The organism is Ruegeria sp. BHSC276, from assembly GCF_059612945.1.
On record NZ_JBXWRP010000001.1, the window covers coordinates 685732 to 709082 of the forward strand.

A 23351-nucleotide genomic window follows, 5' to 3' on the forward strand; every position below is an offset into this window, starting at 1 on the left:
GTCGTCAAGATCAGGAAACGACCCGACAGCGAGTTCAAGTGGCGCTCCTTTCCCGATCAGGGGAGCCAACGCTGGACCAGCCTGACCACCCGTTCAACCATCTGATTTTCAAACAGTCTTGGCGAGAAATAGGCGCCCGCCACCCGTTTGTTAAGCTCTCCGATCGTGGGATAGGGCGACACCATCGCCGCGATCTGGCTCATCTTCAGGTTATTGGCCAGCGCCAGAGACCACAAGTTGATCAATTCGCCCGCCTGATGCCCCACGATTGTGGCCCCCACCGGGCGCCCCTTGACGACCATGACCTTGATGAACCCGGTCGTTTTGCGTTCGGCCACGGCACGATCGTTGTGGGCATAGTCGAACCGGGCGATCTCGACCTTGTCGCCGTGGCGGTCGCGCGCCTGCGCCTCGGTCAGACCAACCTGAGCCAGTTCGGGGTTGGTATAGGTCGCCCAGGGGATATGCGACGTCCTGGCCTTGGACGGCAGCCCGAACAGAGCCGACCGGATGATGACCCCGGCATGATACCCCGCCACATGGGTGAACTGCAGCCCGCCCGCGACGTCGCCGATCGCGTAGACCCTGCGGTTGGTGGTGCGCAGGCTGTCATCCACCTTGATGCCCGTGCGCGTCTGGTCGATGCCGGCAGCCTGCAGGTTCAGGCGGTCGACGTTGGCCTTGCGTCCCACCGCCAGCAGCAGGTGTGAGCCCGCGTGGACCGCGCCATCCTCGGTGACGACCTCGACCGCGCCGGCCTTCCCGCGCACCCGGGCCACCATCGCGTGTTCCAGAATTTCGACCCCTTCGGCGCGCAGAGCCTCCAATACCACTGCGGCCGCCTCGGGGTCATCATTGCCCAGCGCCCGCGCGCCTTCGATCACCGTCACCTTGCAGCCCAGCCGGGCATGCGCCTGCGCCATTTCCATGCCGATAGGTCCCCCGCCGATGATCAGCAGGTGGTCGGGCTTGTCGCGCAGGTCGAAGATGGTCTCGTTGGTCTCATACGGCACCTCATCCAGCCCCGGGATCGGCGGCACCAGCGGCGACGAGCCCGTGGCCAGCACCACGCGACGGGGGGTGATGACGAAATGGCCGGCCTGAACCTGCGTGGGCGACAGAAAGCTCCCCCAGTCACGAATGACGCGCACGCCGAAACCTTCGAACCGTTCCTGGCTGTCCATGGGCTCGATCTGCGCGATCACGTCCCGCACATGGTCTTTGGCGGCGGCATAGTCCACCTGTGGCGCGTGTTCGGCAACGCCGAACGGCGCGGTATGGCTCTGCGCATGGGCCAGCTTGGCGCTGGCCAGCAGGGCCTTGGACGGGACGCAGCCATAATTCAGGCAGTCGCCACCCATCTTGTGCCCTTCCAGCAGGATCACGTCGGCGCCCATCTGGCTGGCCCCAGCGGCCACCGACAGGCCGCCCGACCCGGCCCCGATCACCAGGATGTCGGTCTTGAGGTTTTGCATGGATCAAAGGCCCCTTCGGCCGCGAATGGTTTTGAGGAAAATCGGCAGAGCCGCCAGCGCGCACAGCCCCAGGATCGGGCCGATCACGAAGGGTTCGGTCAGCAGCGACAGGTCTGGCGTCTCGCCCCGGTCGAACACGCCGCCCAGGCCGACGCCGATCCAAGTATAGACGATGCCGCCCGGAATGATGCCCAGCGCCGTGGTCAGCAGAAAGTTCCGGAACCTCACCCCCACCAGCGCCGGGATCAGATTGGCAACGAAAAACGGCACCACCGGCACCAGCCGCATCAGGAACAGCACCGGGATCTCGTTCTCGCGCAACCCGTCCTTGATTCGCTTGACGGTGCCTTCCGAGGCCTCCAGCCGCGCCGTCAACGCCTCGCCCAAACCCCAGCGGGCCGCCAGAAAGATCGCCGAGGCACCCAAGGTTGCGGCAAATACGTTGAACACGGTGCCCGCGAACAGCCCGAACAGGAACCCGCCCGTCATCGAGGCCACGGCCGCACCGGGCAAAGAAAAGGTGACGATCAGGACATAGACCAGGATGAAAACCCCCGCCAACGACCAGTAGTTGGCATCACGCCAGGCCAACAGCGCCTCGCGATTGTCGCGCAGGGTTTCAAAAGTCAGGTAGTCGCCCAGCGCAAAGAACCCGACGACGGCAACCGTCAGGATCACGATCAGGGGAATATGTCGCGCCAGCCCATTGCGCGGCACCTGGGTGGTTTCGGTCATTTCGTGGTCCGGGTTCGAATGCTTCATCTGACCCACAAGATGCGCGCTTGGCCTCCTGTGCAACAGGGTCTTCACGCCGGGTTGAACACGCACCGGTTCAATGTGAGAAATCCGCCATCCACGGGCTGATTCTGAAACTTTTTCCCGGTCGCCCGACAGAATTGTTGCAAAAGGCGCGAAAACCGTTGCGATGGGGTTTGACTTGCCCGCCGGTTCCCAGTACAGGACGGGCTTCGAACACCACGGGCAGGCGAATCCGCGCCGCACCCGACCGCCAAAGATTGGAGACGGAGCGATGAAACGCACCTATCAGCCTTCGAACCTGGTTCGCAAACGCCGCCACGGTTTCCGCGCGCGCATGGCCACCAAGGCCGGCCGCAAGATCCTGAACGCTCGCCGTGCCCGCGGCCGCAAGTCGCTGAGCGCATAAACCGCGCGACCTTTCAGGTTTAGAAGATGACGCCGCCGGAGGCCCCTGTGGATGGCACTGACCACCCCGGGGATATGCCCCCGGCGGTGTCCGTTTGCGCGCCTGCCTTGTCGGTACTGCGCAAGCGCAGCGATTTCCTCAGGGCCGCACGGGCGCGCCGACAGGGCACGCCTTCCATGATGGTGCAGGCCCGCAAGCGCGCACCGGATGAGGCCGAGGGCATCCGTGTCGGGTTCACCTGCTCGAAGAAGGTCGGCAATGCCGTGGCCCGCAACCGGGCCAAGCGCCGGCTGCGCGAGGCGGCCCGCGCCGTTCTTCCGGACCATGGCCGGGACGGGTGGGATTACGTCTTGATCGGTCGGGTCGAGGTGACCGCCGCCCGCCCCTTCGGCGCTCTGCTGGACGATCTGCGCCAGGCCCTGCGCAAGATCCACAGCCCGCGCAAATGACCCCTCTTGCCCATATCCTCGCGCTGCCAATCCGGGCCTATCGGCTGATCTTCAGTCCCTGGGTGGGGTTCAACTGCCGCTATCAGCCGACCTGCTCGGCCTATGCGCTGGAAGCGCTGGAAAAGCACGGTCCGATCAAGGGCGCTTGGCTGGCCGCGCGCCGTATCGGGCGCTGCCACCCCTGGGGGGGTGACGGCTATGACCCGGTGCCCGACGACAAACCCGACGCGCCCTGATCTGACACCCCGTCACGCTTGACCCAAGGGGGTGCGCCGCTGAACATCGGTTTCATCAACAACCGTCCGAGGCGCCCATGTCCAGATCCAACGCCCGCCAGTCTCTGCCCACGCATGAGGTGACGAACCAACCGCCCGAGCGCGGCGACGTTGACCTGTGGGCCTCGGACCCGGTTCTGAGGGACTGTGCCACGCGCGCCGGGGCGCGGACGGCCCCGCTGGCCGCCTACGGGGCCGCTCTGGGCCGGGCCGAAACGCGCGACGCCGGGCGCGACGCCAACCTGCACCCGCCCGAACTCTGCCTCTTCGACCGGGGCGGCCGCCGCCTGGACGAGGTACGGTTCCACCCGGCCTATCATCACATGATGCAGCTGAGCCAATCAGCAGGCTATGCCGCGCTGGCCTGGGACGGAGCGCCGGGCGGTCACGCCACTCATGCCGCGATGGTCTATCTGGCCAGCCAGGTCGAGCCGGGCCATTGCTGCCCGCTGACCATGACCTATGCCGCCGTGCCGGCGCTGGCCGCCAACCCCGAACTGGCCGATATCTGGCGCCCGAAACTGACCGCCAACACCTATGACCCAGCCCCCCGCCCGATCGGAGAAAAACGCTCGGCGACCTTGGGCATGGCGATGACCGAGAAACAGGGCGGCTCGGACGTGCGTGGCAATACCACCACTGCCACCCGTGACGGCGAGGCCTGGCGGCTGCGCGGCCACAAATGGTTCTGCTCGGCCCCGATGTCCGACGGGTTCCTCACGCTGGCGCAGGCTCCGGGCGGGCTGACCTGTTTTCTGCTGCCCCGCTGGCTGGAGGGCGAGCGCAACGCCATCCACCTGATGCGCCTCAAGGACAAGCTGGGCAACCGCGCCAACGCCTCGTCCGAAGTCGAGCTCCACGACGCGCTGGCCTATCAACTGGGGGACGAGGGGGCCGGCGTACGCACGATCATCGAGATGGTGCATCACACCCGGCTCGACACCGCGATGGCACCCGCCGGCCTGATGCGTGCGGCCTTGTCCGAAGCGCATCACTGGGTTAGCCACCGCAGCGCCTTTCAGCGCCGCTTGATCGACCAGCCGCTGATGCGTGCCGTTCTGGCCGACCTTGCGCTGGACTGGGAAGGCGCCCTGACCCTGGGCCTGCGCGTGGCACGCGCCTTTGACGGGGACACCGCCGAAGACCGCGCGTTTGCCCGGATCGGGGTGGCGCTGGCCAAGTTCCTGTCGAACAAGCGCTGCCCCGTCGTTGCGGTCGAGGCGATGGAGGTGCTGGGTGGCATGGGCTATGTCGAGGACACGCCGATGCCGATGATCTATCGCGAAGCGCCGCTGAACGGCATCTGGGAGGGGTCCGGCAACGTGATCTGCCTGGACATTCTACGCAGCCTTGCGCGCGACCCGCTGGCCGGCCAGACAGTACAGGCCGAACTGGACGCGGCAACCGGAGCCGACCGCCGCTATGACGCCGCCCTGAAGGCGCATCGCGACCGTTGGCCCACCCTGCCCCCCGAGGCCGAGGCCCGCTGGTTCGCCGAGGCCACCGCGCATCTGCTGACCGCCGCACTGCTGCTGCGCCACGCGCCCGGTGCGGTGGCCGATGGATATATTGCCACGCGGGTTCTGGGCGAAAGCGGGCGCATACCCGGATCGGTCTCGGGGCTGGACACCGACGCCCTGCTGGGCCGGCTGTCCGGCTAGGCGGGCCTTGCTCGGTCGGCGCATCTGCGGTAGGGGCTGCGCATGTTCGACGAAGCCGACGATATCCATCCGCTGTTTGCCGGTGCGCCCTCGACCACCGAGTTCAAGAAGCTGCGCAAACGCATCGTGCGCCAGACGCGCGAGGCGATCGAGCAATACGGCATGGTTGACCCGTCGGCCCATGACAAGGATGGCAAGCCGCCGCGCTGGCTGGTCTGCCTGTCGGGCGGCAAGGACAGCTATACCCTGCTGGCCGTTTTGTACGAGCTGAAGTGGCGCGGCCTGCTGCCCGTGGAGCTGCTGGCCTGCAATCTGGATCAGGGGCAGCCGGGCTTTCCGGCCACCGTGCTGCCCGAGTTTCTGGAACGCATGGGCGTACCGCACCGGATCGAGTACCAGGACACCTATTCCATCGTGGTCGACAAGGTGCCGCAGGGCCGCACCTATTGCGCGCTGTGCTCGCGCTTGCGCCGCGGCAACCTGTACCGGATCGCGCGCGAGGAAGGGTGCTCGGCTGTGGTGCTGGGTCATCACCGCGATGACATCCTGGAAACCTTCTTCATGAACCTGTTCCACGGCGGCCGTCTGGCGACCATGCCCCCGAAACTGGTGAACGAGGATGGCGACCTGTTCGTTTATCGCCCTCTGGCCCATGTGGCCGAAGCCGATTGCGAGAAATTCGCCAAGGCGATGAACTATCCGATTATTCCCTGCGACCTGTGCGGCAGCCAGGACGGCCTGCAACGCCAGCAGGTCAAACAGATTCTGGACCAATGGGAAAAGAACAGTCCCGGCCGCCGGCAGGTGATGTTCCGTGCGCTGACCAATGCGCGTCCGTCCCACTTGCTAGACCCTGATCTCTTCGACTTTGCCGGCCTTTCGCTGAAACCCCGAAAAAACCCGGATGATCAGGGCGAAATACCGCGGTTGCGTTAACTTCTGACTCAGATTGGTTTTCTACCCTCGCCCTGCACGACAACGCCAAGGACGAGGGCCGAAACCCGATGCGGACCCATACTTTCTTCAGACAGATCCGGCACGCGCTGCTGACCGTTCTCTCGATTCCGCAGGGGCTGGCATTCGTTCCCGCACTCAGCCTCGCCGCATTCTGGCTGGGTGGAGAAACCGCGCTGATCGTCGCGGCCCTTGGCCTGCCCTTGGCCTTTCTGATCGCCCTGCGCCTGACTGACAATACCTTGCCCGACGGCCAGAATATCTCGGGCCTGGTTTCCAACGACGCGTTCCGAACCCGGCTGGAGCAGATGCACCTGGCGGCGCGGGAGACCGGGTGCGATGCCGCCTGTCTGGTCGTCGCCGTGGATCAGTTCGACGACCTTCAGGAACTGCACGGTTCCGCCGCCGCCGATTTCATCGCACAGCGATTCGGCGACCGGGTTCTATCGGTCATACGCAGTCAGGACGTCGCGACCCGCATTTCCCGAAATACGTTCCTGATTGGCATGCACCCCTCCACGCAGCTCGGGCTCGAGGCTTGCATTCAGGCAACGGGCCGCATTCAGAGCGTTGTCGAGGAACCCGTTCCGCTCAACAGCGTCAGCGTCTACCTGTCCTGCTCGATCGGGTTCTGCCTGCAGTCAATGGTTCCCGATGGACCGGCGTCCGACTGGATCGAGGCCGCACAGGCCGCGCTGTCCGAAGCGCAGCGCAACGGGCCGTCGACGATCCGGGCCTTTTCCACCGAGACCCGGCGCCGGTCTCTGATCCATGTCAATCTCCGCAAAGAGCTTGAGGCGGCGCTGGACAACGGCGAAATCCAGCCGTGGTTCCAGCCACAGGTTTCGACCGATACGGGGGACGTCACCGGTTTCGAGGCTCTGGCGCGCTGGAATCACCCCACCAAAGGGTTACTGCGCCCGCAGGTCTTCCTTCCTTTCGCAGAGCAGGCCAACCTGATGGGAATGCTTGGCCAGGCCATTCGACACCAAGCCTTTTCGGCCATGCGCGATTGGGATCGCGCGGGGGCGGTGGTGCCCAGGATCGGCATCAACTTTTCGTCGGAGGAACTGCGCGACCCCAAGCTGATCGACCGCCTCAAATGGGAACTGGACCAGTACGACCTGACCCCGGAGCGGCTGGCTGTCGAAGTTCTCGAGACAGTGTTCGCCCGACATCCCGACGATATCATTGCGCGCAACGTGGCGCAGATGTCCGCCATGGGCTGCCATATCGATCTGGATGACTTTGGCACTGGCCATGCTGCTTTTGCATCGATCAAACGTTTCAACGTGAACCGCATCAAGATCGACCGGTCCTTTGTCACCAACGCCGACAAGGACCCTGAACAGCAACAGCTCGTCGGCGCGATACTGACGATGGCCGAACGCCTGAACCTGGAAACTTTGGCCGAGGGCATCGAGACCCCCGGTGAACATGCGCTGATGGCGCAGTTGGGCTGCCACCATGTTCAGGGCTATGGAATTGCCAAACCGATGCCCTGGGAAGAGACCGTGCGGTGGATCACCAACCACCGCAACAGCCTCAAGGGAGCGCCCGCGATCGGACGGAAAATGGGAGGAGAATCCTGAAATCGCCGCCTGCATTGCGGCTGCAACGGGCAAACAGCGGCGATTCCGCTTGACCTTTCGGGCTGCACTCTGTTGAACCCTGCGGTGTCTTTCACTGCTCAAGGTGGCTGTCCCCGATGGACGATCAGAACAAGAATCTCATCCTCGCAACCGCGCTCAGCTTTCTCGTGATCCTCGTGTGGTTCGTGCTGTTCCCTCCGCCGGAACCCGCCACGAACCTCGACCGAACCGAGATCAGTGCGACCGATGGTGACGGGCTCCAAACACCGAGCGCCGCCGGGCCTTCGACCATTGGCGAGACCACCTCGGAAGCCGCTGAAGCGGCCCCCGAGTCCAACGCGCCGCGGCTCGAGATCGACACTCCGCGCCTGACGGGCAGTCTTTCGCTTTCGGGTGGTCGGATCGATGAGCTGTTTCTGAAGGATTACAAGGTCTCGCTCGAAGAAGACGCGCCCATCGTCGAACTTCTGTCGCCGGTCGGATCGGAATCCGCATATTACGCGCTGTATGGTTGGGCCCCCGGCGCCGGACTTGCTGGGGCCGACGTGCCCGGCCCGAATACCTTGTGGGAAATTGAGAGTGGCGAAACGCTGGGCGTGGACAGCCCGGTCACTTTGGTCTGGAACAACGGCAAGGGCCTGACCTTCCGTCGCACGATCGCGGTGGACGAAGACTATATGTTCACGGTGACCCAGTCGGTTGAGAACGCGAGCCAGACCGAGGTCGGCATGGCGCCGTATGGCATCCTTGCCCGGCATGGCATGGGCGAGGATGGCGATCTTCCGGGATTGAAGAATTTCTTCATCCTGCACGAAGGCGTCATTGGCATGGCCGACGGGACGTTGTCCGAAGTCGATTATGGGGATGTCCGAGAATTCGACATCGACCCGAACGAACGCGCCCAGGCTGAGGTCTATCAGGTGAAGGAAAACGGCTGGATCGGCTTTACCGATCACTACTGGATGACCACACTGATCCCCGAGCCGGGCTCGGCCTTCAAGGCCGCCGCGAAATACGACGCCCGCCGCAAGATCTATCAGACCGAAACAGTACTGCCGACCTTGACGGTCGCACCCGGCGAAACCTCCCAGGTTACCACCCGGCTGTTTGCGGGGGCGAAGGAATGGGAAACCATCCGCGAATATCAGGCGCAGGGCGTTCAGAAATTCATCGACAGCATCGATTGGGGCTGGTTCTTCTTCCTGACCAAGCCGATCTTCTGGCTGCTGCACAACATCAACGCCCTGATCGGCAACATGGGTTGGTCGATCATCGGGCTTACTCTGATCATCAAGGCGATTCTGTTCCCGCTGGCCTTCAAGTCCTATGTCTCGATGGCCAAAATGAAAGAGCTTCAGCCGCAGATGGAAGCCCTCAAAGAGGCCGCTGGCGACGACCGCCAAAAGATGCAGCAGGGCATGATGGAGCTGTACAAGAAGGAAAAGGTCAACCCGGCTGCCGGCTGTCTGCCGATACTGCTGCAAATTCCGATCTTCTTCTCGCTGTACAAGGTGATTTTCGTCACCATCGAATTGCGCCACGCGCCCTGGTTCGGCCCGTTCCGCGATCTGAGCGCGCCGGACCCGACCTCGATCATGAACCTGTTTGGGCTGCTGCCCTGGGCCGGTCCCGAGCCGGGAACCCTGATGGCGACCATCTTCATCGGGATCCTGCCGCTGTTGCTGGGTATCTCGATGTGGCTGCAGCAAAAGCTGAACCCGGCGCCCACCGATCCGACCCAGGCCATGATCTTTGCCTGGATGCCTTGGGTCTTCATGTTCATGCTGGGCAGCTTCGCCAGCGGGCTGGTGATTTACTGGATCGCGAACAACACGATCACGTTTACCCAGCAGTACCTGATCATGCGCAGCCAGGGCTACAAGCCTGACGTGTTTGGCAACATCAAGTCCGGCTTCAAGCGAACACCGAAAACGGACGGCAAATGACGGGGGCGGTCACCGAAATCTGGCGGCACCCGATCAAGAGCCACGGCAGGGAAACCCTGCCCGAAGTCACCCTCATCCCCGGGCAGACCATGCCCGGGGATCGTGTTTGGGCGGTGGCGCATGAAATGTCCGAGGCCGACGGATCCGAATGGGCGCCCTGCGCAAATTTCAGCCGCGGTTCGAAGGCACCCCGCCTGATGGCGATCTCGGCCGTTCTGGACGGGGATCGCGTGACACTCAGCCACCCGGATCGGCCAGATCTGACCTTCCACCCAGACACCCAGCAGGATCTGTTTCTGGATTGGGTCCGCCCGCTCATGCCCGCCGACCGCGCGGCCTCGGCCCGGATCGTCCGAGTTCCGGGGCGGGGCATGACCGACAGCGACTACCCCTCGATCAGCCTTTGCAATATGGCCTCGCACCGCGCGGTCGAGCAAAGACTGGGCCGCAAGCTGTCGATCTGCCGCTGGCGGGGCAATATCTGGTTCGACGGCCTTCCTCTGTGGGAAGAATTCGACTGGCTGGATCGCGAGGTCCGGATCGGTGATGCCGTTTTTCACGTCAAGGAGCGGATCACCCGCTGCCTGGCAACCACTGCCAACCCCGAGACCGGCCAGCGCGACGCCGACACGCTGGGCGCGCTACGCAGTTGGGACCACCAGGATTTCGGCGTCTATGCGACTGTGATCCGCGGTGGCACGATCCGGCGCGGAGACGAGGTGCAGGTCCTATGAATACATTGCCTTTCCCTTTGGCCCCCGAGCCCGACGCATTCGCGTTGGAAAAAGGCCGCAAGCTGTTTGCCGGGCCGTCCGAATTCGTCAAGGGCGTCGTGGCGATGAACGGCCTTCCCGCCCCCGACCGGATCGAGGTCTGTTTCGCCGGCCGGTCGAACGTGGGCAAGTCCAGCCTGATCAACGCCCTGACCGGCACCAAGGGGTTGGCCCGCGCCTCGAACACGCCGGGCCGCACGCAAGAGATCAACTTCTTCACCCAGGGCCCCGACCTGTATCTGGTTGACCTGCCCGGCTATGGCTATGCCAACGCTCCGGTCAAGGTGGTCGAGAAGTGGCAGCGCCTTCTGAAACAGTATCTGAGCGGGCGGCAGACCCTGCGCCGGGCCTTCGTACTGATTGATTCCCGCCACGGAGTGAAGCCCGTGGATGACGAGATCATGAAGCTGCTGGACACCAGCGCCGTGACCTTTCAATGCGTGATGACCAAGGCCGACAAGGTCAAGGCCAAGGACCGCGAAAAGGTTCTGGCCCAGGTGCGCGGCGCCTTGTCCAAACACCCCGCCGCCTATCCCGAGATCGTGCTGACCTCGTCCGAGAAGGGCGACGGCATCCCGACGCTGCGTTCGATCATCGCCAATCTGGAATGATGCTGCTGCGCGTCATATCGGTGCTGACGCTGGTTGCTGTGATGGTACCCGGTGCAATCCCGATGGCTGGATGTCCACGCGCAACTCGGACGGGGCGATTCTGATGGTGATCTGCACCGGCGACGGCCTGGTCGAGCGCTGGATCAACCCGGGCGAGGACGCCCCGGACCACGACGAAACCGACGAACGCAGCGCCTGCCCCTGTGGCGGGGTGAATCTGGCAGGCCAATTGCCCGAAGTGGGAGCGGTGCTGCCGGCCGACTGGCCGATTGCCGCGCGTTGGGCGCATGTGGATTTCACCCATCGCAGCGCCGGGTTCCACACCCGGTACGATGCCCCGGGTCCGCCCCACCTCTCTTGAGACCGAGAACAAGACTTGAAACCTCAGCCGCCCGGCCGGCGATGTTCCGAATTTCTGGAGACTGAAATTGTACAAGACGGCCAAACCGGTGGCGCTCAGGCGAGCCGGCGCGAACAGGCGCAAAAATTCTACCTGGCCGCCTGGCGGTGGCACTTCTATGCGGGGCTTTTTGTTCTCCCCTTCCTGATCATCCTGCCGGTGACCGGCCTGATTATGATGTTCATTACCCAATCCGATTGTCGCGACGGAGAAAAGATCGCAGTCGAGATCAAGGGCCAGGCGATGCCCGCATCCGAACTGGCCGACATAGTTCAGGCCCGCGTGCCGGGCCGCGTGGTCGAATGGATCGGCCCCAAGGCGCCGAATCTGGCAACCGTGTTTCGCGTCAAGGCCGAGACCGGTCAGCGCATGGTGGCCATCGACCAGTATTCCCGCGAGGTGATCCAGGTCTGGGACCGTCGCGCGGGGTGGTACGATCCGGCCGGCAACATCTACTCGACCCTACTGATGGGCGATACCGGCGACCGGATTCTGGAAATCGCGGCCGGGATGGCGCTGCTGCTGGCGTTCACCGGCCTTTACAGGTGGTGGCCCCGCGGAAACGTTGTGGCGGCCCTGGTGCCTGACCTGCGGGCGCGGGGCCGGGCCTTGTGGAAATCGCTGCACGCGGTCGCCGGGTTCTGAATGTCGCTGCTGCTGGTCGGGTTCCTCATCTCGGGCATGTCATGGGCCGGGATCTGGGGCGGCAAGTTCGTGCAGGCCTGGAGCAGCTTTCCGGCCGAGATGCCCGTGTGGAAGGGCGCGGTGCTGATCGGGCTGTGCACGGCCATGGCCTTCCCACTGGTTGAGCTGACGCTGCTTGCGGCGCTGGCCGTCGACCTGCTGGTCGTCAGCAACATACCTACGGTACGGCGCGCATTCAACTGACCGGTTCAGGCGGCGCCGCGTGGCGTTGTCCGGTTGCGTGGCGCGGCAGCGTCCCCCTTTTGGCGCGCCACGCAACAAAACCTGCGGCCTGCCCGTTCCGGGCTTGGCAGGTCCGGCCAAAGGCCCTAACAGGGAAGGCCAGAGGGACGACAGCCATGAAGAAACAGGACATGAACCGGGATTGGATAGCCACCGCCGCCACGCTCAACAGCGCCCTGCCCTATCTGCAGCGTTATGACGGGGCAATCGTCGTGATCAAGCTGGGCGGGCACGCCATGGGCAGCGACGAAGCGATGGAAAGCTTTGCCCGCGACGTGGTGCTGATGCGTCAGGTCGGCGTGAACCCGGTGATCGTGCATGGCGGCGGGCCGATGATCAACGCGATGCTGGACAAGCTCGACATCCAGTCCGAGTTCGTGAACGGCAAGCGCGTCACCGATGCCGCCACGGTGGAAGTGGTCGAAATGGTGCTGTCCGGCGTGGTGAACAAGCGCATCGTGCAGGCGATCAACGATCAGGGCGGCATGGCCGTCGGCCTTTCCGGCAAGGATGCCAACCTGATGATCTGCGACCAGACCGATGCCTCGTTGGGATATGTGGGCACACCCGCCGAGATGAATCCCAAGATCCTGCACGACCTGTTCTCGCATGACGTGATCCCGGTGATCGCCCCGCTGGGGGCGGGCCGCAGTGGCGAGACGTTCAACGTGAACGGCGATACAGCCGCCGGGGCGATTGCCTCGGCGCTCAAGGCCGATCGCCTGTTGCTACTGACGGACGTGTCCGGCGTCAAGAACGCCGCAGGAGAGGTCGTGACCGAGTTGAAAGCGGGCCAGATCCGTGAGATGACCCGCGAAGGCACAATCGCCGGCGGCATGATCCCCAAGACAGAAACCGCGCTGGACGCGCTGCACAGCGGGGTCCGCGCCGTGGTGATCCTGGATGGCCGCGCGCCCAACGCCGTGCTGCTGGAGCTGTTCACCGAACATGGCGCCGGCTCGCTGATCCGTCCCGACTGACGGCTTCTTGGCGCAACTGGGCTTGTGATTCTCAATCGCATGCCCAATTGTGAATGTATGGAGCACGAAGCCACCATTCGCCTGGGCGTTTTCCTGGGGCTGTTTATCATCTTTGCCTGTGCCGAGGCGCTTTTGCCGCGCCGTCCGCGCCAATACGGGCGGCCGAAAAGATGGGCCACCAACCTGTCGATCACGATCCTCAACACCGTCGCGCTGCGGCTCATGGCGTTCGGATTGCCGCTGCTGGCGGTCGGTGCGGCGCTGGATGCGGGCCAAAAGGGCTGGGGCCTGTTCAACCATCTCTCTTGGCCTGTATGGGTCGAGGTGGCGCTGTCCATTCTTATCCTCGACTTTGCCATCTGGGCGCAGCACCTGGTCACGCACAAGGTGCCAATCCTGTGGCGCCTGCACCGGGTCCACCATGCGGACCGTGACATGGACGTGACCACGGCGGTCCGTTTCCATCCGGTGGAAATCGCGCTGTCGATGCTGCTCAAGATCGGCCTCGTCTACCTGCTGGGGCCCAGTGCACTGGCCGTGGTACTGTTCGAAGTCCTTTTGAATGGCACGGCAATGTTCAACCACTCGAACCTGAAACTCCCTCTTGCTCTGGATGCGGTCTTGCGTAGGCTGCTGGTAACGCCCGACATGCACCGGGTGCACCATTCGCGGCTGAGGGAGGAACACGACAGCAATTATGGGTTTGCCCTGTCGATCTGGGACCGCTGGATGGGAACCTATGTGGCGCAGCCCGGAAAGGGGCATGACGGCATGACCATCGGTCTCGAATGGCAGGACGACCGCCCGACAAGACTGGGCTGGAGCCTGTCGCTGCCGTTTCGCAAGAAATGATCTATGACGAGGTTGAAAAGGCGGCGCACGAACACGGGCTGATCGTGATGGGCGCCCAGCATCCGCGCCTGAGCGGTGCCAAGGGGCTCGACGGCGGTACCCTGATCCTTTTGGGCGCTGCCGGGGCGTTCTGGCCTGCGCTCAAGGCCTCGCCCGAATGGCGCGACGGCGACCCTGACCCGGTCGATCGCTGGTCAACCCGCGTTGTCAGCGCGATGGCCGAGAGCCTCGGGGCAGAGGCGCATTTCCCGTTCGGCGGACCGCCCTACATGCCATTCATCGACTGGGCACTGAAATCTGGTCGCACCTTTCTTAGCCCCGTCGGTGCAATGGTGCATGATACGGTGGGCATGATGATCTCTTATCGGGGCGCGCTGCATTTCGCAGAAGAATTTTCGATCCCCGAGGCGACGGCCCCTTCGCCTTGCCTGACCTGTCCTGCCCCCTGCGCCACCGCTTGCCCGGTGAAGGCGCTGAACGCCACGACGTTCTATGATGTTGAGGCCTGCCACGGTTATTTGGACACTGCCGAGGGGCGGTCCTGCATGACCGGAGGCTGCGCCGCCCGGCTGGCTTGCCCCCTCAGCGCAGGCGCCGGGAGAGACCCCGAGCAATCGGCCCACCACATGCAGGCGTTTCATCCACCATGCCCCGCACATTGATCCTGACCCGCCACGCCAAGTCCAGCTGGGACAACCCAGACCTGAGCGACCATGCACGCCCGCTGAACAAGCGGGGCCGAAAATCGGCGGCGGCAATCGGGGCCTTGCTGAAGGAAAAGGGATGGTTGCCGGACGAGTTGCTCTGCTCCTCATCCGTTCGCACCCGCGAAACCTGGGAGCTGATGGGGCTCGAGGCGGAAAAGCTGACCTTTACCGACGAGCTATACCATGCTTCGCCGGATCGGATGTTCCTGCTTCTGTCTTCGGCAACCGGGGAAACCGTGCTGATGCTGGGGCACAATCCAGGAACTGCCGGGTTTGCCGGCGCCATCGTGGAAGAGGCCCCGATGCACGGCCGGTTCTTCGACTACCCGACCGGCGCCACAACCGTGGTCCGCTTTGACATCGACGATTGGCGGGATGTGAACTGGCGCAGCGGCACGGTGAGGGGTTTCGTCATCCCGCGCGAGTTGACGGAATAAAAAAAGGGCGGGATGCCCCCGCCCTTTGCTGTTGTCTTTCAGCCCGCGTCAGTGCCCCAGGATCTGGCTGAGGAACAGCTTGGTGCGTTCGCTCTGCGGGTTGTTGAAGAACTCTTCGGGTTCATTCTGTTCGACGATCTGGCCGGCATCCATGAAGATCACGCGGTTGGCCACCTGACGCGCAAAGCCCATCTCGTGCGTCACGCAAAGCATGGTCATGCCTTCCTCGGCCAGCTCGATCATGGTGTCGAGCACCTCTTTGATCATCTCGGGGTCAAGGGCCGAGGTCGGCTCGTCGAACAACATGATCCGCGGCATCATGCACAGGCTTCGCGCAATCGCCACACGCTGTTGCTGACCACCTGACAGTTGGCCGGGATACTTGTTGGCCTGATCCGGAATTTTCACCTTTTCCAGGAAGTGCATAGCGCGTTCTTCGGCCTCTTTCTTGGGCGTCTTGCGCACCCAGATCGGGGCCAACGTGCAGTTTTCCAGAACCGTCAGATGCGGGAACAGGTTGAAGTGCTGGAACACCATCCCGACCTCGGAGCGGATCTTGTCGATGTTCTTGAGGTCGCTGGTCAGCTCGATCCCGTCCACCACGATCTTGCCGGCCTGATGCTCTTCCAGCGCGTTGATGCAGCGGATCAGGGTCGATTTGCCCGAACCCGACGGCCCCGCGATCACGATCCGCTCGCCCTGATTGACGGTCAGATTGATGTCGCGCAGCACGTGGAAGGACCCGTACCACTTGTTCATGTTGTTGATTTCGATGGCGACTTCGTCGCTCACCTGCATTTTCGAACGATCGATTTCGCGATCAATGGCAAGTTCAGACATGTGTTGAACTCCTTAACGGTGATCGGTGGCAAGGCGACGCTCGAGCCACTGTGAATATTGAGAGATGCCGTAGCAGACGACGAAAAACAGAAGCGCGGCAAAGCCCAAAAGCTCCCAATAGACGCCATTCCACTCGGTCGATGCCAGGATCGGGCCGCGGATCATGCCAACGAGGTCGAACATCGAGATGACCGAAACCAGCGTCGTATCCTTGAACAGGCCCACGGCCACGTTCACGATACCCGGGATCGAGATCTTCAGCGCCTGCGGCAGGATGATCAACCGCATTGCCTGGGCATAGTCCAAACCAAGACTGTCTGCGGCCTCGTACTGTCCACGAGGAAGCGCTGCCAGACCGCCGCGGATCACCTCGGCGATGTAGGCAGCCGAGAACATGGTGATCATGATCACCACGCGCAGGAACAGGTCGACCGTGCTGTCAGGCGGGAAGAAATACGCCAGCATCACCGAAGCCACGAACAGCAGCGTGATCAGCGGCACGCCCCGGATGAACTCGATGAAAATGACGCAGACCCACTTGATCAAAGGCATGTCGGACTGGCGGCCCAACGCCAACGCGATGCCAAGGGGCAGTGACAGCGATACACAGGTCACCCCGAGCATAAGGTTCAACATGAACCCGCCGAGGTCGCGACTGGGAACAGCGGTCAACCAAGCATTTTCCGATGCATCTTCGGGGATCAGCGCGCCGCCGACGTTCCAGACGACCAGCGCGACGACGATCCCACCGAAGAACCCGGCGGCAAAGCTGTTTTTTCCGTATTTCTGGAAAACGACCGCCGCTGCGACGCAGCCCAACAACGCCACCAAGGGGACAAGAACGGTGCCACCCCAAATCAGCCAGAAGGCAACAAACGGGTAAACCGCAGTGAACAAAAGCATCTTTCGAGGCAGATCGAAGAACAGAACCGGCGCTGCGGCCACCAGCATCAGCACGAACGCGAGGTTCGGGCGCCAATAGGCTTCCACGGGATACTTGAACCCGTAGATCAACTGGTTCCACCGCTCCGTCAGAACGGCGAAACACGCGCCGGTCTTGCCGTCCAGGATCTCACGGCACTGCGAAAGCGAGTCCGCATTCCAAACTCCGTTGAAGATCCATGGCAGCGTGTTCTTCAGCAAAACATAGATCAGCAGCACGGAGAGAATGGTCAGAATGGTGTTCCCTACGCCCGAGAACAGGTTCTCGCGCAGCCATTTGACCACGCCGGTTTCATTGGCCGGCGGCGGCGAAGGCGGAATCGTCCCCTCGGCCACGAATGCGATCGAGTTGGTGGTTTGATCACTCATGGCTCAGCGCTCCTTCAATTTGACGGATGCGTTGTAAATGTTCATCACAGCCGAGATCAGCAGCGAAGCCGTCAGATAGAACAGCATCAGCAGCAGAACACATTCGATCGCACGACCGGTCTGGTTCAGCGAGATCCCACCCAGGGTGGCGGTAATGTCCGCATAGCCCACGGCGATCGCCAGAGACGAGTTCTTGGTGATGTTCAGGTATTGCGAGATCAACGGCGGGATGATCACCCGCAGCGCCTGGGGCAGGATCACGAGTTTCATGATGCGCCCCGGACGAAGACCCAAAGCGGCCGCAGCCTCGGTCTGACCTTTCGAGATTGCCTGGATGCCTGCGCGCACGTTCTCGGCGATGAAGGCCCCCGTGTAGATCGACAGGGCGAACCACAAGGCGATCAAGGGACCGCCCACCTTGATGCCACCGCTGAAGTTGAAGCCTTTCAACGCGGGCACATCCCAGGTCAAGCCCATCAGGACCATCAGGGTCAGGAAGGGTACCAACCACACGGCCAGTTTTACCAGGAAGGTCTTGGGACGTTCACCGGTTTGCTCCTGCTTAAGGGTCGCACGCTTTTCAACTTCGTGCGACGCGAACCAAGAGCCGACCAGACCCGCAAGCACCAGAAGCCAGTTCAAGATCGTGGAGCTGAAAAGACCGTTGCTGAATTCCGGCCGCGGGATGTAAACACCGCGGTTCGTGAAGGCGAACAGGTCGAACAGCATGCTCGAGGTCGGGTTGTCACCCCGGAACGCCCGTGGCCCCGGCAGCACTGCCGTCATGATGGTGAAGATGATGATGATCCAGATCAGAACCGGAATGTTCCGGAAGATCTCGACATAGATCGCCATCAGCTTGGAGACGAGCCAGTTGTTCGACAACCGCAGGACACCTGCGATCACACCGAAAATGGTGGCCGTGACACAGGCAAGAAACGCAACCAGCAGCGTGTTGAGGATACCAACGATCGCCGCGCGTCCATGTGAGGACTGGCTGTCATATTCGACCAGGCGCTGGTTGATGTCGTAACCGGCCGGGTCGCCTAGAAATGCAAATGAGATGTTCAGGCCAGCAGCCCTGAGGTTCTGGATCAGGTTGTTGCCAAGATACCAGATGCTGAGCGCAATAACGATGGCCGCAATCACTTGGAAGGTCAAAGAGCGATAGCGGGTATCGTTTATGAGCATCGACAACCGAAAATCAGCTTTCGGTGGGTCAGTCATAGTCGACATGTTTTGGGATCCCCGTGGCTTGCGGATGCTTCTGATTTGGCAGGGTATTCCCTGCTCCCGAGCTGTCCGCAGCTATTTATGAGAAATGGGCGCAGGAAACCCTGCGCCCTTCTCGGTTTTCTTAACGGAACGGCGGCGAGTACAGCAGGCCACCATCGGTCCACTGGGCGTTCAGCCCGCGTGCCAGACCGATCGGGGTGTCTTCGCCGATGTTCTTGGCAAACACTTCGCCATAGTTGCCGCCCGCCTTGATCGCGCGCATGGCCCACTGGGCGTCCAGACCCAGCATCTCGCCCAGGGTGCCTTCGCTCCCAAGCAGGCGGTTGATTTCCGGGTTCTCGGTGCCGGCTGCCATCTCATCGATATTGGCCGAGGTGATGCCCAGCTCTTCGGCCGAGATCATCGCGTTCAGGGTCCAGCGAACCACGTCGCCCCACTCGTTGTCGCCGTGACGGACCAGCGGGCCCAGCGGCTCTTTCGAGATGATTTCGGGCAGCAGAACATGGTCACCGGGGTTTTCGAACGTGGCGCGGGTTGCGGCCAGGCCCGATGCGTCGGTGGTGTACACGTCACAGGCACCGGCCAGGTACTGCTGCTGCGCTTCGGCGTTGGTTTCGATCGGCACCGGCTCGTAGCTGATGTTGTTCGAGCGGAAGAAATCCGCCAGGTTCAGCTCGGTGGTGGTGCCGGTCTGGATGCAGACGGTTGCGCCGTCCAGTTCCTTGGCCGAGCTCACGCCCAGCGACTTGGGCACCATGAAGCCCTGACCGTCATAGTAGTTGACGCCGACAAATTCGAACTTCAGGTCAACGTCGCGGCTGAAGGTCCAGGTGGTGTTGCGCGCCAGCATGTCGACCTCGCCCGACGCCAGAGCGGTAAAGCGGGTCTTGCCGGTGGTGGGCACGAATTCGACAGCGTTCGCATCGCCCAGGACGGCGGCGGCAACGGCGCGGCAGACGGCCACGTCAAAGCCTTGCCATTCGCCGTTAGCGTCGGGTGCCGCAAAACCGACCAGACCGGTGGTCACGCCGCAGTTCAGCTTGCCGCGCGCCTTAACGTCGTCCATGGTTCCCGCCGCGGCCGCGCCAGCAGCCAGACCAGCAATCGTCGCCGCGCCCAAGATTACGGATTTTTTCATTTTTACCTCTTCCTGATTTCCCGCCCCGATCCGGGACGGGCTTTTATCCGACACGCAAGGTAGCCGGACCGGTTACCCAAAAGGTGTCTCCCCTTTAGTGCGCCCGAGTTTGGGCGCATTCATAAACAAACGTCAAGGGCCGGATCATGGAAATCGATGAGATCAAGCAGGCAGCGTAGGCAAGTCTCTCAAATCGGGACCAAAAAGGCTCAGACCGATAGATCGTAGAACTTTTTGGCGTGCAGGAAGGCGGCCCTTTTGATCTCGGCGGCCTGAACGGCTTCTGCGTCGTCGCCCCATTGCTCGGCCTGCCACGATTCATCCAGCCGCGAAATGCGCCATATATCGTCCGGTTTGCGCCAATTCCGGGCAGCTGCAAAACCCAGAATCAGCGACCCCGACAGGCTCACCAGATCGTGAAAGGCCGCCAGACGGAACGCGTCCAGCGCGTGCACCATGTCGCGCAACCTGTTTACGGCTTCCGCAGGCTGCGGCTGATGCACCACGCCCGCAACCGTCTGCAGACGCGCCCCCAACGTTTCGGCGGCCCAGTCCAGCGCCGGGTCCCATTGTTCGGCCTGACGCTCGGCCAGCTCCCGAGGATGGGTGGCGCGATAGCACAGCAGGTCAGAGTCGCCATAGTCGGCCAGCATGTCGGCCACCTCGGCATGTTGATGCGTCACCTTGTCGATCGCGGCATTGGCCGAGCGGGTAAAGGGCATGGTCGCGGGGTCGACTTCTTTTTCCTGCGCGTCCCATTCCCGCGCGACCGCTTCGGCCATGGCCCGGGTGGGCAGCACCAATGGCGCCTTGGCCGGCGTCTTCACACGACGCCCGTCCAGCTCGACGGCATAGCCGTCATCGGCTGCGACCACGGCGCTTGATGTCCAGAAGCGTTTCGGTTTCCAGTCACTCATGCTCTTGTCCCCAGAATTCTGTCAGCGCGTCGGGCAGTTGATCGAAACTGTCGATCACCCTGCGCGCGGCCACCAGACGCGACCGGTCGTGATAGCCCCAGGCCACTCCGATCCCGTGAACGCGCGCCGCCTGCGCCATTTCCATGTCGAAACTCGTGTCGCCGATCATCACCGCATCCGCAGGTGTGACGCCAGTCTCGGACAGGGCCGTTTCGATCATCGAGGGATGCGGTTTCGACGGGTGATGGTCGGCCACCTGCCGGGTGACGAAAACGTGCCCGAGGTCGTGCGCCTCAAGCAGCGCGTCCAGCCCGCGCTGTGACTTGCCCGTGGCCACGCCCAGCAGGATCTCGGGGGTGGCGTGCAGCCGATCGATGACGTCGCGGGCGCCGGGGTACAGGGGCGAGCCGGCGGCGCCCTGCTGAAGGCGCTGCGCGTGGTAGGCTTGCTTGTAGCCATCGACCAGCCGGGCCTGCATGCGCGGCGGCTGCTCGGGCACGAGGCGCGCAATCGCAACCGGCAGGGAAAGACCCACGATCGACAGGATCGCGGCGCGATCCGGCACCGGCAGCGACACCGCCTGGAAACTGGCGGTCATGGCCGACACGATGCTGGCCTGGCTGTCCACCAGCGTCCCGTCCACATCGAACAGAACCAGTCGCAGGTGCGCGGTCATCGCAGCGCCTCGAACGGGTCCTCGGCGGCCAGATCCTCGGTCCAGCCCAAGGTGTCCCAACTGTCTTTCATGTGCGGCGGCAGCGGGGCGTTGATCGTGATTTGCTTGCCGGTCATCGGATGCTTGAATGACGCGGTTCGGGCGTGCAGATGCAACTTTTTGCTGATGACCCCACCCAATTGTGCGCCCCAGCCATCGCCCAGATTTTCCTGACCCGAGCCGCCATATTTCCCATCCCCGATGATCGGGTGCCCGATGGCCGCCATATGCGCACGCAGCTGATGTGTGCGACCGGTGACGGGCTCCATCGCCACCCATGATGCACGGCTGGCCACCCGATACAGCGTGGCATAAAGCGTGTGCGCCCGTTTGGCGCCCGGCGTACTGTCGATTTCGTTCAGGTGGAGGGCGATCATCTTTTCGCCTTCGCCCTGCTTGCCGTGACCGGGGGCCTTGACCAGCCCGGTCTTGATCTCGCCCAGATACGGGGTCGGCACACCAGCCACCAGCGCCCAGTAGATCTTGCGTGTGTTGCGATGCCGGAAGGCCGCGGTCAGGCCCTTGGCCGCTTCGCGCGTGCGCGCCATCAGCAGCACGCCCGACGTGTCCTTGTCGAGCCGATGCACGAGCCGTGGGTTCTCGTCATAGCCAAAGCGTAACGCTTCGGCGAGGCCGTCCACGTGCCGGGCCTGGCCGCTGCCGCCCTGAACGGGCAGGCCGTGGGGCTTGTTCAGCGCCAGCACGTGGTCGTCCCGGTAGATCACGCAGGCCTGGATCATTTTCGCATCGGCATCCGTCACGCGGGGGCGGGCCGGGGCAGGTTTGTGATCCGGGTCGGGCAGGGGCGGCACACGCACCACCTGCCCCGCCCGCAGCCGGGTCGAGCCCTTGACCCGCCCGCCGTCCACGCGCAGTTCACCCTTGCGGCACATCTTTTCGATCCGGCCCTGGCTGACATGCGGGAACAGGCGCCGCAACCAGCGGTCCAACCGCTGGTCGCCGTCGCCCGGCTCGACCGTGATCATCTGTACGCCGCTCATGCCAATACCCCTTGCAACCGGATGCTGCGCGCCCGGAAAATCGCCCGTGTCAGTGCCTCAGAAAACATCCGCGTCTGTCGCGCGCCGCAAGGCAAGAGTCAAGCAGGCTGACGGGCTCGCGGGCCAAGGCCGCTCAGATATCGTTGAAATCCCCGTGCCGCCCCGCCCCATCGCGGAACCGAGCCGCGCCGGACGTACCCTCGCGGCGGATGGCGTCCAGCCCGTTGGCCCATTCGACCTTCAACGCCTCGCGCAACGGCATCCCCCGGGTTTCGATGATCGAGCGGCGGTCGGCGCCGACGGCCTCCTGCGGGAAGCGGGCAATTTCGTGCGCCATCGCTTCGGCCGCGATGCGGGTTTCACCCTGCGGCACGATTTTCTCGGCCAGCCCGATCCGTTCGCACTCGTCAGCCATGACCGTGCGCCCGGTCAGCGCGATCTCGAGTGCCTTGCCCTGCCCGACCAGCCGCGGCAGCCGCACCGAACCGCCATCCATCAGCGTGATTCCCCAACGGCGGCAATAGACGCCCATATAGGCGTCCTCGGCCATCACCCGGATGTCGCACCAAAGGGCCAACTCCATGCCGCCGGCAACAGCGGCGCCTTCGATCGCGCCAATGACCGGCTTTGACAGCTCCAGCCGCGATGGGCCCATCGGGCCCAGCAGCGACGGCGCGGCCCCGATTGGAAAAGCGTGCCTGTCGAAATAGGGCTCGCGCAGGTCCGGGTCAGACAGCGTGGCTGCCATCTTGAGGTCCCAGCCCGCGCAGAAATTGCCGCCCTTTCCCCAGAACACGGCGACCTTGGCCGCGCTGTCCTCGAAGGCAATGAAGGCCTCGGCCAGGGCTGCCGCGTGTTCGGCATCTACGGCGTTTCTGGCCTGGGGCCGGTCGTGGATGATGGTCCACACGTCGTCTGTCTTGTCGATGGAAACGGTCATCTGCGCTCCTCCCTAGCGGCATGTAATCCTAGGGAACCCCGGGCGCGCC

At 63.3% G+C, this 23351-nt stretch carries 24 protein-coding genes and 1 pseudogene; 15 read left to right on the forward strand and 10 right to left on the reverse strand.

Annotated elements, in window-relative coordinates; translation table 11 throughout:
- Positions 1-56: 56 nt before the first annotated feature.
- Together AC2FMD_RS03360 and AC2FMD_RS03365 are read right to left on the reverse strand one after the other, a co-directional pair.
- On the reverse strand, positions 57-1475 hold the full coding sequence (locus AC2FMD_RS03360; protein ID WP_496742864.1) for a dihydrolipoyl dehydrogenase family protein: 1419 nt from the start codon (positions 1473-1475) through the stop codon (positions 57-59).
- A 3-nt stretch (positions 1476-1478) separates the two neighbouring features.
- A complete protein-coding gene (locus tag AC2FMD_RS03365; RefSeq protein WP_496742862.1) occupies positions 1479-2237 on the reverse strand; it encodes a TVP38/TMEM64 family protein in 759 nt (252 codons plus the stop codon).
- 268 nt (positions 2238-2505) lie between these two features.
- Between AC2FMD_RS03365 and rpmH the strand changes: the two genes are divergently transcribed.
- From rpmH to AC2FMD_RS03440, 15 genes and pseudogenes are all read left to right on the forward strand, one after another.
- Complete coding sequence (gene rpmH, locus AC2FMD_RS03370) at positions 2506-2640, forward strand: 50S ribosomal protein L34 (RefSeq protein ID WP_005980833.1); 135 nt, start codon at positions 2506-2508, stop codon at positions 2638-2640.
- 26 nt (positions 2641-2666) lie between these two features.
- On the forward strand, positions 2667-3089 hold the full coding sequence (gene rnpA, locus AC2FMD_RS03375) for a ribonuclease P protein component (protein WP_496686700.1): 423 nt from the start codon (positions 2667-2669) through the stop codon (positions 3087-3089).
- Complete coding sequence (gene yidD, locus AC2FMD_RS03380) at positions 3086-3325, forward strand: membrane protein insertion efficiency factor YidD (protein ID WP_093965416.1); 240 nt, start codon at positions 3086-3088, stop codon at positions 3323-3325. The genes rnpA and yidD overlap by 4 nt, the downstream gene beginning before the upstream one ends.
- A 77-nt stretch (positions 3326-3402) precedes the next feature.
- Entirely contained in the window at positions 3403-5025 is a 1623-nt protein-coding gene (locus tag AC2FMD_RS03385; protein ID WP_496742861.1) for an acyl-CoA dehydrogenase family protein, read from the forward strand.
- A gap of 42 nt (positions 5026-5067) precedes the next feature.
- On the forward strand, positions 5068-5961 hold the full coding sequence (gene ttcA / locus AC2FMD_RS03390; protein ID WP_496742860.1) for a tRNA 2-thiocytidine(32) synthetase TtcA: 894 nt from the start codon (positions 5068-5070) through the stop codon (positions 5959-5961).
- Positions 5962-6029: 68 nt separating this feature from the next.
- Positions 6030-7571, forward strand: a complete 1542-nt coding sequence (locus AC2FMD_RS03395) for a putative bifunctional diguanylate cyclase/phosphodiesterase (protein WP_496742858.1) — start codon at positions 6030-6032, stop codon at positions 7569-7571.
- A 116-nt stretch (positions 7572-7687) separates the two neighbouring features.
- On the forward strand, positions 7688-9517 hold the full coding sequence (yidC, locus tag AC2FMD_RS03400; protein ID WP_496679156.1) for a membrane protein insertase YidC: 1830 nt from the start codon (positions 7688-7690) through the stop codon (positions 9515-9517).
- The gene (locus AC2FMD_RS03405; protein WP_496712275.1) at positions 9514-10251 is read left to right on the forward strand and encodes an MOSC domain-containing protein; all 738 of its coding nucleotides are present in this window, start codon (positions 9514-9516) and stop codon (positions 10249-10251) included. The genes yidC and AC2FMD_RS03405 overlap by 4 nt, the downstream gene beginning before the upstream one ends.
- Positions 10248-10901 carry a ribosome biogenesis GTP-binding protein YihA/YsxC gene (yihA, locus tag AC2FMD_RS03410; protein ID WP_496679161.1) on the forward strand — a complete coding sequence of 218 codons (654 nt, stop codon included), beginning with the start codon at positions 10248-10250 and terminating at the stop codon, positions 10899-10901. The genes AC2FMD_RS03405 and yihA overlap by 4 nt, the downstream gene beginning before the upstream one ends.
- 70 nt (positions 10902-10971) lie before the next feature.
- A complete protein-coding gene (locus AC2FMD_RS03415; protein ID WP_496794664.1) occupies positions 10972-11262 on the forward strand; it encodes a DUF2946 domain-containing protein in 291 nt (96 codons plus the stop codon).
- 66 nt (positions 11263-11328) lie between these two features.
- A pseudogene (locus AC2FMD_RS03420) lies at positions 11329-12045 on the forward strand (PepSY-associated TM helix domain-containing protein); the annotation flags it as partial.
- A 299-nt stretch (positions 12046-12344) separates the two neighbouring features.
- Positions 12345-13208, forward strand: coding sequence for an acetylglutamate kinase (argB, locus tag AC2FMD_RS03425; protein ID WP_496794665.1), 864 nt, complete (start codon positions 12345-12347; stop codon positions 13206-13208).
- 57 nt (positions 13209-13265) lie between these two features.
- Entirely contained in the window at positions 13266-14060 is a 795-nt protein-coding gene (locus tag AC2FMD_RS03430) for a sterol desaturase family protein (protein ID WP_496794666.1), read from the forward strand.
- The gene (locus tag AC2FMD_RS03435; protein WP_496794671.1) at positions 14057-14722 is read left to right on the forward strand and encodes a ferredoxin; all 666 of its coding nucleotides are present in this window, start codon (positions 14057-14059) and stop codon (positions 14720-14722) included. The genes AC2FMD_RS03430 and AC2FMD_RS03435 overlap by 4 nt, the downstream gene beginning before the upstream one ends.
- Entirely contained in the window at positions 14707-15204 is a 498-nt protein-coding gene (locus AC2FMD_RS03440; protein ID WP_496742851.1) for a SixA phosphatase family protein, read from the forward strand. The genes AC2FMD_RS03435 and AC2FMD_RS03440 overlap by 16 nt, the downstream gene beginning before the upstream one ends.
- 48 nt (positions 15205-15252) lie before the next feature.
- Here the strand turns inward: AC2FMD_RS03440 and AC2FMD_RS03445 are convergent, their stop codons facing one another.
- The 8 genes from AC2FMD_RS03445 to AC2FMD_RS03480 form a co-directional block, all read right to left on the reverse strand.
- Positions 15253-16044 carry an amino acid ABC transporter ATP-binding protein gene (locus AC2FMD_RS03445; protein ID WP_496679171.1) on the reverse strand — a complete coding sequence of 264 codons (792 nt, stop codon included), beginning with the start codon at positions 16042-16044 and terminating at the stop codon, positions 15253-15255.
- A 12-nt stretch (positions 16045-16056) separates the two neighbouring features.
- Positions 16057-17355: an amino acid ABC transporter permease gene (locus AC2FMD_RS03450; protein ID WP_496742850.1), complete on the reverse strand. Its 1299-nt coding sequence runs from the start codon at positions 17353-17355 to the stop codon at positions 16057-16059.
- A gap of 3 nt (positions 17356-17358) precedes the next feature.
- Complete coding sequence (locus tag AC2FMD_RS03455) at positions 17359-18591, reverse strand: amino acid ABC transporter permease (RefSeq protein ID WP_496679174.1); 1233 nt, start codon at positions 18589-18591, stop codon at positions 17359-17361.
- Positions 18592-18712: 121 nt separating this feature from the next.
- Entirely contained in the window at positions 18713-19729 is a 1017-nt protein-coding gene (locus AC2FMD_RS03460; protein WP_496679175.1) for an amino acid ABC transporter substrate-binding protein, read from the reverse strand.
- 209 nt (positions 19730-19938) lie between these two features.
- Entirely contained in the window at positions 19939-20646 is a 708-nt protein-coding gene (locus tag AC2FMD_RS03465; RefSeq protein WP_496742849.1) for an ATP12 family chaperone protein, read from the reverse strand.
- Positions 20639-21322: an HAD-IA family hydrolase gene (locus AC2FMD_RS03470; protein ID WP_496679178.1), complete on the reverse strand. Its 684-nt coding sequence runs from the start codon at positions 21320-21322 to the stop codon at positions 20639-20641. The genes AC2FMD_RS03465 and AC2FMD_RS03470 overlap by 8 nt, the downstream gene beginning before the upstream one ends.
- Positions 21319-22362 carry an RluA family pseudouridine synthase gene (locus AC2FMD_RS03475; protein ID WP_496794667.1) on the reverse strand — a complete coding sequence of 348 codons (1044 nt, stop codon included), beginning with the start codon at positions 22360-22362 and terminating at the stop codon, positions 21319-21321. Before AC2FMD_RS03475 ends, AC2FMD_RS03470 begins: the two co-directional genes overlap by 4 nt.
- A 133-nt stretch (positions 22363-22495) precedes the next feature.
- Positions 22496-23302, reverse strand: coding sequence for a crotonase/enoyl-CoA hydratase family protein (locus tag AC2FMD_RS03480; RefSeq protein ID WP_496743328.1), 807 nt, complete (start codon positions 23300-23302; stop codon positions 22496-22498).
- Positions 23303-23351 lie beyond the last annotated feature (49 nt).